Below are 12,877 nucleotides of genomic sequence, written 5' to 3' on the forward strand. Positions count from 1 at the left end.
AACACCAGAAAGGCCCCTTCTTCGGAAGGGGCCTTTCTGCGTTTAACGCTGACCCACCCACCAACCCCGGTAAGATCGTCAGCGATGTCAGCTCCCTTCTCCACCGCCACCGGCACCGACGTGCGCGTGCGGTTCTGCCCCTCGCCCACCGGAACGCCGCATGTCGGCCTCATCCGCACCGCCCTCTTCAACTGGGCCTACGCCCGGCACACGGGTGGCAAGCTCGTGTTCCGCATCGAAGACACCGATGCGGCCCGAGACAGCGAAGAGAGCTACGAGCAGATCCTCGACGGGCTTCGTTGGCTCAACATCGACTGGGACGAGGGCATCGACGCAGGTGGGCCTCATGGCCCCTACCGTCAGTCTCAGCGCCACGACATCTATCGCGGGGTCATCGATCAGTTGCTGGAGCGGGGGCTTCTCTACGAGAGCTTCGCCACGGGTGAAGAGATCGAAGCTCGCAACATCGCCAACGGTCGCGACCCCAAGCAGGGTTACGACAACTTCGAGCGTGAGCTGAGCGACGAACAACGTGCGGCGTTCCGAGCCGAGGGGCGTCAGCCGGCACTCCGGTTGCGAGTGCCCGACCGCGACCTCAGCTTCGACGACCTCGTCCGTGGTGAGATCACGTTCCCGGCGGGATCGTTCAGCGACTTCGTCGTCGTCCGACCGAACGGGGTGCCTCTCTACACTTTCGTGAACCCGCTGGACGATGCTCTGATGGGCATCACCCACGTCCTGCGCGGTGAGGACCTCCTCTCGTCCACTCCCCGCCAGATTGCCCTCTACGAGGCGCTGGTCGAGCTCGGCATCACCACGTTCGTCCCTCGGTTCGGCCATCTGCCCTATGTCATGGGTGACGGCAACAAGAAGCTCTCGAAGCGCGATCCCGAGTCCAACCTGTTCCACCACCGAGACCGCGGCTTCATCCCCGAGGGCCTCGTCAACTACCTGGCGCTCCTGGGGTGGTCTTTGACTCACGATCGGGACGTGTTCTCGATCGACGAGATGGTCGCGGCGTTCGACGTGGTCGACGTGAACCCGAACCCCGCGCGATTCGACGTGAAGAAGGCCGAGTCGATCAACGGCGACCACATCCGACTGCTGTCCGTCGGGGACTTCACCGAGCGATTGCTGCCCTACCTCGACGGGGTCGTCAGCATTCCGCCGACGGAGGCCGAGCGTGCCGTGCTCGTTCAGGCAGCGCCTCTCGTCCAAGAACGCATGACCCTCCTGTCCGAGGCTCGTGGCATGCTCGGCTTCTTGTTCGTCGCCGACGACGACCTTGTCCACGAGGATGACGCGCTGGCCTCGCTGGGCGAGCGGTCCACCGAGGTGCTGCGCGCCTCCTCGGCTGCCCTCGAGGGCCTGGCCGACTGGACGCACGAGTCGATCCAGGCGGTCCTCAAGGAGGCGCTCGTCGACGGACTCGGCCTCAAGCCCCGCGTGGCCTATGGCCCGTTGCGGGTGGCGCTGTCCGGGCGTCGCGTGAGTCCGCCGTTGTTCGAGTCGATGGAGATCCTCGGCCGCGAGTCGACCCTTGCCCGACTCGCGGCTCTCGCCGACCGCTCATGACCGAGCGCTACGACGTCGCTGTCATCGGGGGCGGCCCCGCAGGGTTGAGCGCTGCGCTCAACCTCGTCCGCGCCCGCCGACGGGTCGTGCTGATCGACAGCAACCGGCCGCGGAACTCCGCCACGCTGCTCTCGCACGGGTACCTCACCCGCGACGGCATCTCGCCGCTCGAGCTCCGCAAGCTCGGACGCGACGAGTTCCTGGGGTACGAGGGGGCCGAACACCGGCAGACCCTGGCGACGAACGTCGTCCCGGTCGACGGCGGGTTCGAGATCTCGTGCGCGTTCCGTGGGCAGGAGTCGTCCGCCCTGGCAGGGACCGTGCTGGTGACGACGGGTCTGAGCGAGACCCTGCCAGAGATCGCCCAACTCCGAGCGTTCTACGGCACGTACGTCCACAGCTGCATCGAATGCGACGGGTACGACAAGCGTGACCAGCCACTCGCCCTCATCGGTGAGCACCCTGACCTGGTCGACCGCGCCCTGTTGCTCTCGCAGTGGACCGATGACCTCATCGTCTTCACGCACGGTTCGGACGTGGTGACCTCGGAGGACGAGGCTGCGTTGGCCGCCCGGGGGATCACCGTGGACCGTCGTCGCGTCACGAGCATCGACGGCGATCGTGACGGCATGCGTGGGGTCGTGCTCGAGGACGGCACGGTCGTGCCTCGGGCCGGGGGTTTCGTCCGCCCGGAGTGGTCGGCCGCGCTCGACTACGTCTCGGCGACGGGGGCCGACCTGGACGGCGACGGACTGCTCGTCGTGGACGGCCATGGTCGCACGTCGGTTCCTGGGCTGTACGCCGCCGGCGAGAGCACCGCACCCGGTCCCCAGCAACTCATCGTTGCCGCCGGCGACGGCGCCCGTGTCGCTGCCGTGATCAACCGGGACCTCATCGGTGGCCTCGAACACCTGGCAGATGCTGTACAGTAGACGTCGGTCCAGATGATGGGCCGACAGTGATGTAGACCTGACGGTTGTCATCATTGGGGTATGGTGTAATTGGCAACACGACTGATTCTGGTTCAGTTGTTCTTGGTTCGAGTCCAGGTACCCCAGCAAATTGATTCCCCCCGGCCTTGAGGCCCGGGGGAATTGCTGTTCGGGCCTGTCTCGCCGCCTCCGACGGCGTGTTCGGCTTCGCCGAACGCGATCGTCCCCTCGTCGCGCCTCGCGCCTCGGGCCGAGTGGTCGGTGTGCCGTCGGGCGCCAGCAGCTAGGCCGGTTGGGGCTCTTCTGACTCGGAGCCGAGCGGGCGCCGGGGGTCGCGTCCTCGTCGGGCGAGAACCCTGGCGAGGGGGCGCTCGACGCGACGGTGGATGACGAACGACAGGGCCACCAGGAGTGGAACCGACACGGCGACCGACAGCCAGCCGTCGATCCAACCCAGGCGCGCGAAGAGCTCGGGCACGGCCGGGGCCACCAAGGGGTGGAACAGGTAGAGCGCGTACGACGCGGCACCGCCGGTGAGCACCCAGGTCGGCGTCACGCGGCGAAGGGGACCTTCGGCCAGCACCGTCGCCGCGACGACGGCCGTGACGCCCGCGAATCGGGCTGGTGCGTTGCGCCCGAAGCCCCCGTCGCCGACGGACGTGGCGAGCACGACCGCCAGGGCCACCAGGGAGACCGCGAGCACGGCCCACAACCAGCCACGGCGGGCGGGACGCGTCAGCTCGGCGATCACCATGCCGATGAGGAAGAACAGGACGATGGGGTCGAAATAGACCGCCCATGCCGGGCGTGCGGCGTCGAAGGCCCACCACAGCGCCGAGCAGCTGACGAGCACCGCTCCGACGGTGGGCAGGACTCTGACCCTGAGGGCCAGGCACAGGGCCACGAGGGCGTAGAACGCACACTCGAAGACGAGGGTCCAGCCGACGCCGAGGACGGGTTCGATGTTGCCTTCGGCGTTGCGGGTCGGGATGAAGAAGTATGACCCGAGCGTGTTGGCCGGCTCGAGGGTGGCGTGCAGCACGGCCGAAGGGACGAGTACCAACGTCAGCACCTTGAGGGTCGTCGCGAGCCAGTAGAGCGGGACGATGCGATCGAGTCGGCGACGCGCGAAGATGGCCCAGGCCCGCGGCGTGCCCTCGAGGCGACGGACGGTGTGCATCATGACGAACCCACTGATCGCGAAGAAGACGTCCACCCCGACCGATCCGTAGCTCCACGGGCGGAACGAGGGGTCGAGTCGTTCGTGGGCGTAGAACACGGTGTGGGTGACGACCACCAGGAGGGCTGCCACGAACCGGAGGCCCTGGATGCCCGAGAAGCGTTCGCGATCACGGAAGGACGCCTCAGGGGACGGGGTCGGGGTCTGCATATGATACATTTTACATGCAGGAGATGCGGGGCCCTAGGGTTCTGCCTCCCACGACCTCGAAGGCCCTCACCTGTGGTGAGGGCCTTCGAGTCGTCGCAGGATGGTGACTAGTCGCCGATGGTGGCTCCGAAGCGGGCCGGCAGAGTGCCACGGTGGGTGCTGCGCAGCTCGTCGATGGACACCGTGAAGACGTCCTGTACCTCGAGCGACCCCGACTCGCCGTCGGTCACGCCGATGCGGGCCACCGGGTAGCCACGGCCCTCGCAGAGGCCGCGGAAGCGGACGTCGTCCTCGCGGGGCACCGAGACGATCACGCGACCGGTCGACTCGCTGAAGAGGGCGGTCGCGACGTCGATGCCGTCCCGCTCGATGATCTCACCCAGCCAGACGCGAGCACCGACTCCGAAGCGCAGCACGGCCTCGGCCAGCGCCTGTGCCAGGCCGCCGTCGCTCAGGTCGTGGGCCGCCGCGATCAACGACTGGTCGCCACCGGCGTGCAGGAGCTGCGCGAGCTGCGCCTCGGCCGCGAGGTCGACCGCCGGCGGGCGTCCACCGAGGTGGTCGTGGACCACGCCGGCCCAGGCCGATCCGTCGAGCTCGAGCGCCGTGGTGCCGAGCAGGTAGATGTTGTCGCCTTCGTCCTGCCAGCCGGACGGGATGCGCTTGGCGACGTCGTCTATCACGCCGAGGACGCCCACCACGGGAGTGGGGTGGATCGGACGCGTGCCGGTCTGGTTGTAGAACGACACGTTGCCGCCGGTGACCGGGATCTCGAGTTCGAGGCACCCGTCGGCCAGTCCCTCGACGGCCTGCGAGAACTGCCACATGACCTCGGGGTCCTCCGGGCTGCCGAAGTTCAGGCAGTCGGTCACGGCGGCGGGCACGGCACCGGTCACGGCGACGTTGCGGTACGCCTCGGCCAGCGCCAGGCGAGCACCCTGCTTGGGATCGAGCTGGCAGTAGCGCCCGTTGGCGTCGGTCGCGATCGCGAAGCCGAGACCGGTCTCTTCGTCGACGCGGATCATGCCTCCGTCGTCGGGGAAGCTGAGCGCGGTGTTGCCCAGCACGTAGGTGTCGTACTGGTTCGTGACCCAGCTCTTGTCGGCCAGGTTGGGCGAGCCGAGCAGTTCGAGGAACTGCTCGCGAAGGACGGCGTTGCCCGTGGGGCGGGGCAGCGACGAGGCGCTGTCGGCCTGCAGGGCGTCGATCCAGGTGGGGTAGGCGACGGGGCGCTCGTACACCGGGCCGTCGACGGCGACCGTGCGGGGCTCGACGTTGACGATCTCTTCGCCGTGCCAGTTGATGACGAGACGGCCGGTGTCGGTGACCTCGCCGAGCACGCTCGTCTCGACGTCCCACTTCGCCACGACCGCGAGGAACGCGTCGAGCTTCTCGGGACGCACGACGGCCATCATGCGTTCTTGGCTCTCGCTCATCAGGATCTCTTCGGCGGTGAGCGACGGGTCGCGCAGCAGGACGTTGTCGAGTTCGATGAACATGCCGCCGTCGCCGTTCGAGGCGAGCTCGGACGTGGCGCAGCTGATGCCGGCTGCACCGAGGTCTTGGATGCCCTCGACCAGTTCGTCGCGGAACAGCTCGAGGCAGCACTCGATGAGCACCTTCTCGGCGAACGGGTCGCCGACCTGGACGGCAGGACGCTTGGTGGGCCCGCCGGACGAGAACGTGTCGGAGGCGAGGATGGAGGCGCCGCCGATGCCGTCACCGCCGGTGCGCGCACCGAACAGGACCACCTTGTTGCCCACGCCCCGGGCGTTGGCCAGGTGGAGGTCTTCGTGGCGCAGGACGCCCACGGCCAGTGCGTTGACCAGGGGATTGCCCTGGTAGACGGCGTCGAAGTAGGTCTCGCCGCCGATGTTGGGCAGGCCGAGGCAGTTGGCGTAGAAGCTGATGCCACCCACGACGCCGTCGACCACGCGGGCCGTGTCCGCCGCGTCGATGTCGCCGAAGCGCAGCTGGTCCATGACCGCGACGGGGCGGGCACCCATCGAGATGATGTCGCGTACGATGCCGCCCACGCCGGTGGCCGCCCCCTGGAAGGGCTCGATGTAGCTCGGGTGGTTGTGCGACTCGACCTTGAAGGTGACGGCCCAGCCGCCCCCCACGTCGACCACTCCGGCGTTCTCGCCCATGCCGACCATGAGGTTCTTCTTCATGGCGGGCGAGACCTTCTGGCCGAACTGCCGGAGGTAGATCTTGCTCGACTTGTAGGAGCAGTGCTCGCTCCACATGACCGAGTACATGGCGAGCTCACCGCTCGTGGGGCGACGCCCCAGGATCTCGCGGATCTTCGCGTACTCGTCGGCCTTCAGGCCGAGGGCGCCGTAGGGCTGCTCGCGATCAGGCGTCGCCGCGGCGTTCGCCACGGTGTCGGGCACGTGGCCCTCGGGGCGGACGTCGATCATCTCGGCGTCGTGCGGGGCGCGGTCGGTCTGGTCGGTCACTTGGCGAGGGCCCTCTCGAGAACGGACGTGAAGAAGGTCAGGCCGTCGACGCCGCTCGACATCGCGGCGGGGGTGTCGGGGCCGAAGCCCTCTTCGACGGCGTGCTCGGGGTGCGGCATGAGGCCGACGACGTTGCCGCGCGCATTGGTGACGCCGGCGATGTCGTCCATCGACCCGTTCGGGTTCACGCCGACGTAGCGGAAGGCGACCTGCCCCTCGCCCTCGATGCGCTTGATGGTCTCGGCGTCGGCGATGAAGCGCCCGTCCGCGTTCTTGAGGGGGATGGTGATCTCTTGCCCCTCGGTGAAGCCGTTCGTCCAGTCGGTGCGGGCGTTCTCGACGACGAGACGCTGGTCGCGGCGGATGAACTGCTGGTGCGCGTTGCGGGTGTGCGCCCCCGGGATCAGGCGGGCCTCGGCGAGCATCTGGAAGCCGTTGCAGATGCCGAGGACGGGCATGCCCGCGTTCGCGGCGTCGACCACGTCGGCCATGATCGGCGAGAAGGAGGCGATCGCGCCGGCACGCAGGTAGTCGCCGTAGCTGAAGCCGCCGGGCAGGATGATCGCCTCGACGCCCTTCAGGTCGTGGTCGCCGTGCCAGAGGGCGACGGGCTCGCCGCCCGCGAGTCGGACCGCGCGCTGCGCGTCACGGTCGTCGAGGGAGCCGGGGAAGGTGACGACGCCGACGCGCATCAGAGGGCGGCGGGAGCGTCGGCGACGGTGATCGAGACGACGTCCTCGATGACCGAGTTCGAGAACATGTCGTCGGCGAGCTCGCGGACGTCCGCGAGGACGGCGTCGGTCACCTCGCCCTCGACCGTGACCTCGAAGCGCTTGCCGATGCGGACGTCGGTGAACGCCCCTTTGCCGAGACGGGAGAGGGCACCGGCGACGGCCTTGCCCTGGGGGTCGAGCAGTTCAGCCTTGGGCATGACCTCGACGACGATTGTGGGCACTGGTTTACTCCTGCAGAGGCGTCAACGGGTGGACGCGACGAGTCTACGGCAGCCGCGCGCGCCTCCTGGTGGTGCCGTCGTCGTGGAGGCATCGGCCGTCGCGGCGATGGTCAGCGGAATGCGGGCCACCTGTCAGCCGGATCATTGGTTCGCGCCGCAGAGTGTTCTCAGCGGACAGAGCGCGGGCCTCGTGATCGGGCCTTCTGTTCCGCGTCCGGTCCCGGGGTTCCTGATCCGCTCCGAGACCGCCGGACGCCCGGCCGAGCCCCCCGTCGGCCGGGCGTCTACCCCGTGTGGGCTGCGTCCGCGGGTCTGTCGGCGGCCCTCAGGGCGGACTCCGGGTCGACGTCGGGGCGCGACCGGCCGAGCAGCCAGACGGCCAGGGGCAGGCAGATCGCGCCCGCGATCGCGTTGCGCAGGTCGAGGCCCTCGTGCATCACGTCGAACGGCGGCCCGATGGCGAGCACCGCCGCCACCCCGATCGACCACCAGGAGGCGCGGCGCCGCCCCTCGGCGAACGCTCGCGGCGGCAGCTCGAACCGGGCGGTCGCCAGCGAGACCAGGCAGGTCAGCCCGATGACGAGGGCCCAGATCGGGAGGCGCGTCCACCACCAGGTGGCGGTCGAGGGTTGGGGGAGCGGCCCGCCCACGGCCAAGAGGACCCCGAGCACGGCGATCAACAGCGGGAGGTGCCAGAGGTAGATGGTCATGCCGCGGCTGCCGACGGCGAACACGACGGCGCGGGCCGCCGACGTGGACATGAGACGCGCCAGGGCGGGGTGCACGAGCGACAGGACGCAGATCTGCGCCACCCCGAGCACCATGAGCGGCACCGTCGGCGGGTTGAGGTTGCTCAGCATGTCGTCCGACCACGGCCCGGCCGTCGTCAGCGGGACCAGCGAGGCGTACGCCACGACGGCGACGACGAGCAGCACGGCCCGAGGGGTCCGACGGAACAGCCCGTCGGCGTAGGCGAAGCCGAGCTGCTGCACGAAGAGCCACACGAAGGCGAGGTTGAGGAGGCCGACGGCCGTGACGCCGGTGCCGTACCGCACCGCGTCGACCAGGACCGCGGCGACCACCAGGACGAACAGCGTCGCCCACGGGCGGGTCGTGTGCAGCCGGGCCATCACCGGCACGAGCAGCTGCGTGATGCCGTAGGCGGCGAGGAACCAGAACGGCGAGCCCACGCCGGTCGCCACGACGTCGAGCAGTTCGGGATCGACGCCGAGCAGGGTCGCGACGGCGAGGGCGATCGCGAGGACGACGAAGACCGCGCTCGCGGGCCGGGCGAGGCGCAGGAGGCGACCGCGGACGAAGTCGCCGGCGTCGGCGCCGCGGCGCCGTGCCCCGGCCCAGGCCGTGGCGCTGGCGAACCCGCCCACCACGAAGAAGAGCGGCATGATCTGCCCGGCCCACGTCGAGAGCGGGAACCAGGACTGCTCTTGCAGGGGACGGTTCGCCACGACGGCGCCCGTCGCGTCGACGGCGACACCGACCATCATCACGTGGATCGCGACGACCAGCAGGACGCAGAAGACGCGGGCGAGATCCACCACGAGGTCGCGGCCCGGGGGGACGACGACGGACGGCGGTGTCGTGGCGGCGGTGCTCATGTCGACGACGGTAGCGACCCGTGGCCGCTCGGGTGTGGTTGTCCACAGGTGCGGCGCGTCCGAACCAGGGAACGTCCTCCGAGGTGGCCCGGATTGTTTTGATCTGATCAAAAGAGTGGTTCACTTGATGCATGACCCATCCGACCGACGACCCCCGCGAGGCACTGCGCTCCGCCGGGTTGCGCGTGACCGAGCCCCGGCTCGCCGTGTTGCGCGCCCTCGAGCCGTCGCCCCACGCGGCCGCCGAGCAGGTCTTCGCCCGGGTCGCCCTCGACCTGCCCGGCACGTCGGTGCAGGCGGTCTACGGCGTCCTCAACGCGCTGACCGGTGCCGGGCTGGTGCGTCGCATCGAACCCGCGGGCTCGGCAGCGCTCTACGAGCTGAGGACGGGCGACAACCACCACCACGTGGTCTGCGGGGTGTGCGGCTCGGTCGCCGACGTGGACTGCGTCGTCGGCCACGCCCCCTGCCTCACCCCCTCGCACGACTCGGGGTACCTCGTGCAGACCGCCGAGGTGACCTTCTGGGGCCTGTGCCCGGCATGTCGGGCGGCCGAGTCCGAGGGCGCGGAGGGCGACGAGCCGACCCGCGCCTCCTCGTCCGACCGCGTGGACGCGGCCGTCCCGGCGGCCTGACCAGCCCGCCCCCCTGATCTCACACGACGACGAACCACGAACGAAAGAGGACACATGACCGACGCCAAGAAGATCACCACCACCGACAACGGCGCCCCCGCCGCCAGCGACGAGTTCTCGCAGTCGGTCGGCGCCGACGGCCCGATCGTCCTGCACGACCACAAGCTGGTCGAGAAACTGGCCAACTTCAACCGCGAGAAGGTGCCCGAGCGCATCGTCCACGCCAAGGGCGGCGGCGCCTTCGGGACGTTCGTCACGACGGCCGACGTCTCGCGCTACACCCGCGCCGCGCTCTTCCAGCCCGGTGTCGAGACCGAGATGCTCGCCCGCTTCTCGACCGTCGCCGGAGAACAGGGCAGCCCCGACACGTGGCGCGACCCCCGTGGCTTCGCGCTGAAGTTCTACACGAGCGAGGGCAACTACGACCTCGTGGGCAACAACACGCCCGTCTTCTTCATCCGCGACGGCATCAAGTTCCCCGACTTCATCCACTCGCAGAAGCGCCTGCCCGGCTCGCACCTGCGCGACCACGACATGCAGTGGGACTTCTGGACGCTCTCGCCCGAGTCGGCGCACCAGGTCACCTGGCTGATGGGCGACCGCGGCCTCCCCGCCTCGTGGCGCAACATGGACGGCTTCGGTTCGCACACCTACCAGTGGATCAACGCCGAGGGCGAGCGCTTCTGGGTCAAGTACCACTTCAAGACGAACCAGGGCAACAAGATCCTCACGCAGGACGACGCCGACCGCATCGCGGGAGAGGACGCCGACTTCCACATCCGCGACCTCTCCGAGGCCATCGACCGCGGCGACTTCCCCACCTGGACGCTGTCGGTGCAGGTCATGCCCTACGACGAGGCGGCCACGTACCGCTTCAACCCGTTCGACCTGACGAAGGTGTGGCCGCACGCGGACTACCCGCTCATCGAGGTCGGCACCATGACGCTGAACCGCAACCCCGAGAACTACTTCGCGCAGATCGAGCAGGCCGCGTTCGCCCCGTCGAACTTCGTCCCCGGCATCGCGACCAGCCCCGACAAGATGCTGCTCGCCCGCATCTTCAGCTACGCGGACGCCCACCGCTACCGCATCGGCGTCAACCACCAGCAGCTGCCGGTGAACACGCCCAAGACCGAGGTGCACTCGTACTCGAAGGACGGTGCCGCGCGGTACCACTTCAGCGAGGCGACGGCGCCGGTCTACGCACCGAACTCGGTCGGCGGTCCCGCCGCGGACCCGCAGGCCGCTGGTGACACCGGTGGCTGGGAGAGCGACGGCGAGCTCGTCCGCTCGTCCGTGACGTTGCACCCCGAGGACGACGACTTCGGCCAGGCCGGCACGCTCGTCCGCGAGGTGCTCGACGACGAGGAGCGCGACCGCCTGGTGCAGAACATCGTGGGCCACGTCTCGAAGGTCACCCAGCCCGCCCTGCGCGAGCGGGTCTACGAGTACTGGACCAACGTCGACCCCACCCTGGGCCTGCGCGTCCGCAAGGGCGTCGAGCCCGAGGCTCCCGGTTCGAACGAGGACCCGGCCGAGGTCGGCGTCCCGGCGTAGCCGCGAGCCGCGACAGACCGCAGGAGGCGCGGTGACCGTTCGTCGGTCACCGCGCCTCCTCGGCGTCTCCGGGCTTCGCGCTGTCTCGGGTGCCGCGCGGGTCAGACCATCTGGCCGTTCCAGTGCAACTCACCCTGCGGCCAGTCGGCGAGGGTGCTCGTGCCCTCGCGGAGCAGCCAGCCGTGGTCCTGGGTGACCAGCACGCCGGCGCCGTCGGCGCTGAACGCCGTGTAGTGCGCCGTGAGACCGTCGAGCGGCAGCCACCCGCCGCGTCGGTAGAAGCCCTGGACGTCGTCCCCGGTCTCGAGCACGCCGAAGCCGCTGTCGAGCGACGTCAGCGCCGCGTCCACCCGCCGCAACAGCTCGCCCCCGAGGCCGGTGCCCTGGACGGCCGGTGAGACCGCGACCATGCCCACCGCGGTGACGAGCAGGTCGGCGTCGCCGACGGTGACGAACTGACGTCGCAGACCGGCGTGCGCGACCACGACGTCGCCCTGACGCGCGACGACCCGCAGCTCGGGTTGCATGCCCGCCCAGCTGCGGGCCCCGGCGTACCAGTGGTCGTAGCTCGGGAAGGCCCGGGCGAGCATCGCCGCGACGGCCTCGTGGTCGTCGAGCGTGAGGTCGCCCTCGGGGGTCGTGGAGAAGGTGGGGGAGTCGGCTGCAGGCATGCTCACCACCGTAGCCATCGGCGTCGCCGAGGGAGCCGCGCCAGCGGCTCTGCGACGCCAGCGCCGAGGGAGCCGGCGACCGAGGGCTAGGCCGACTGCGGTCGGACGGTCACCTGGAGCTGGTTCGACCAGGGATCGTCGAACCCGAGCACACGCCCGTCGTCGCGGGTGGCGACGCCGTGGTGGCCGAGGCGCTCGCCGAGGGCGCCCAGGTCGTCGGCCGTCGGCACCTCGATGCGCACCAGGCCGAGGCCCAGCGCCAGCTGACGGCGCCCGGCGCCGGCGCTGTTCCAGGTGTTCATCGCCATGTGGTGGTGGTAGCCGCCCGCGCTGACGAACAGTGCCTGCGGCCCGAAGCGCGTCGTCGTCTCGAAGCCGAGCTGCTCGACGTAGAACCGGTGGGCCGACTCGACGTCGCCCACGCTCAGGTGGACGTGGCCGACCGTGGCGGGACGGGACGCCGAGCCGGCCAGCGCCTCCTCGGTGACGTTCTGCTGCACGAACGCGTTCGGGTCGAGGGCGAGGGTGGCCATGTCGACCTGGCCGTGGGTCCAGGACCACTCGCTGCGGCTGCGGTCCCAGTAGAGCTCGATGCCGTTGCCCTCGGGATCGGTGAAGTAGAACGCCTTGCTGACGAGGTGGTCCGCACTGCCGGTGAACGTGCCGGGGTGACGGGTCGCGACGCTGTAGACGGCGGCGGCGAGGTCGGCCTCGGTCTCGAACAGGATCGCCGTGTGGAAGAGGCCGGCGTCACGCGGCCCGGCGTGCTTCAACTCGGGAGCGTGCTCGAGGATGACGATCGGGGTCGCCCCTCGACCGAGCACCACGCGGCCCACGGCCGGCTCGGCGGTCAGCACCGTGAGGGTGACCGCGTCGCGGTAGTACGCGGTCATCGCGTCGAGGTCGGCGACCCGCAGGGTGACGGCTCCCATGCCGGTGTCGGCGGCGAGCAGGTCGGACGAGGAGGCGCGCGTCGCGTCGGTCGCGGAGGTGTCGGTCATGGGGGCCCTCGGTCTGGTCGGGTGGTCACCGGGTCGGTGACGTGTCATCGACAGGAACCGGCCGCTCGGGCCGGGCATTCCCG

General features: G+C 69.8%; 11 protein-coding genes and 1 tRNA gene. 5 read left to right on the top strand and 7 right to left on the bottom strand.

The features are described 5' to 3' along the window. Window positions 1-84: 84 nt before the first annotated feature. The 3 genes from gltX (at window position 85) to IFT79_RS10125 (ending at window position 2,633) form a co-directional block, all read left to right on the top strand. Complete coding sequence (gltX, locus tag IFT79_RS10115) at window positions 85-1,575, top strand: glutamate--tRNA ligase (protein ID WP_192124014.1); 1,491 nt, start codon at window positions 85-87, stop codon at window positions 1,573-1,575. Then, entirely contained in the window at window positions 1,572-2,507 is a 936-nt protein-coding gene (locus IFT79_RS10120; protein ID WP_159825786.1) for an NAD(P)/FAD-dependent oxidoreductase, read from the top strand. The genes gltX and IFT79_RS10120 overlap by 4 nt, the downstream gene beginning before the upstream one ends. A gap of 54 nt (window positions 2,508-2,561) precedes the next feature. Then, window positions 2,562-2,633: transfer RNA gene (locus IFT79_RS10125), tRNA-Gln, on the top strand. Between the two features lie 157 nt (window positions 2,634-2,790). On the opposite strand, the gene IFT79_RS10130 is transcribed toward IFT79_RS10125, so the two are convergent. From IFT79_RS10130 to IFT79_RS10150, 5 genes are all read right to left on the bottom strand, one after another. Continuing rightward, window positions 2,791-3,897: an acyltransferase family protein gene (locus IFT79_RS10130; protein WP_159825788.1), complete on the bottom strand. Its 1,107-nt coding sequence runs from the start codon at window positions 3,895-3,897 to the stop codon at window positions 2,791-2,793. Window positions 3,898-4,004: 107 nt separating this feature from the next. Beyond that, entirely contained in the window at window positions 4,005-6,320 is a 2,316-nt protein-coding gene (gene purL, locus IFT79_RS10135) for a phosphoribosylformylglycinamidine synthase subunit PurL (protein ID WP_055978197.1), read from the bottom strand. A gap of 35 nt (window positions 6,321-6,355) precedes the next feature. After that, window positions 6,356-7,051: a phosphoribosylformylglycinamidine synthase subunit PurQ gene (gene purQ / locus IFT79_RS10140; RefSeq protein WP_054144901.1), complete on the bottom strand. Its 696-nt coding sequence runs from the start codon at window positions 7,049-7,051 to the stop codon at window positions 6,356-6,358. After that, entirely contained in the window at window positions 7,051-7,314 is a 264-nt protein-coding gene (gene purS, locus IFT79_RS10145; RefSeq protein WP_043597439.1) for a phosphoribosylformylglycinamidine synthase subunit PurS, read from the bottom strand. Before purS ends, purQ begins: the two co-directional genes overlap by 1 nt. A gap of 284 nt (window positions 7,315-7,598) precedes the next feature. Further along, on the bottom strand, window positions 7,599-8,930 hold the full coding sequence (locus IFT79_RS10150; protein ID WP_192124016.1) for an acyltransferase family protein: 1,332 nt from the start codon (window positions 8,928-8,930) through the stop codon (window positions 7,599-7,601). Window positions 8,931-9,061: 131 nt separating this feature from the next. Between IFT79_RS10150 and IFT79_RS10155 the strand changes: the two genes are divergently transcribed. Beyond that, window positions 9,062-9,565 (top strand): Fur family transcriptional regulator, encoded by a 504-nt coding sequence (locus IFT79_RS10155; protein ID WP_056049519.1) that lies wholly within the window; start codon window positions 9,062-9,064, stop codon window positions 9,563-9,565. Between the two features lie 54 nt (window positions 9,566-9,619). After that, window positions 9,620-11,122, top strand: a complete 1,503-nt coding sequence (locus IFT79_RS10160) for a catalase (RefSeq protein WP_056049517.1) — start codon at window positions 9,620-9,622, stop codon at window positions 11,120-11,122. Between the two features lie 101 nt (window positions 11,123-11,223). On the opposite strand, the gene IFT79_RS10165 is transcribed toward IFT79_RS10160, so the two are convergent. Together IFT79_RS10165 and IFT79_RS10170 are read right to left on the bottom strand one after the other, a co-directional pair. Continuing rightward, the gene (locus IFT79_RS10165) at window positions 11,224-11,793 is read right to left on the bottom strand and encodes a GNAT family N-acetyltransferase (RefSeq protein ID WP_192124018.1); all 570 of its coding nucleotides are present in this window, start codon (window positions 11,791-11,793) and stop codon (window positions 11,224-11,226) included. 86 nt (window positions 11,794-11,879) lie between these two features. Continuing rightward, window positions 11,880-12,794 (bottom strand): VOC family protein, encoded by a 915-nt coding sequence (locus IFT79_RS10170; RefSeq protein WP_249407978.1) that lies wholly within the window; start codon window positions 12,792-12,794, stop codon window positions 11,880-11,882. Window positions 12,795-12,877 lie beyond the last annotated feature (83 nt).

It is taken from the genome of Frigoribacterium sp. CFBP 8759 (assembly GCF_014841655.1).
Lineage (GTDB): Bacteria > Actinomycetota > Actinomycetes > Actinomycetales > Microbacteriaceae > Frigoribacterium.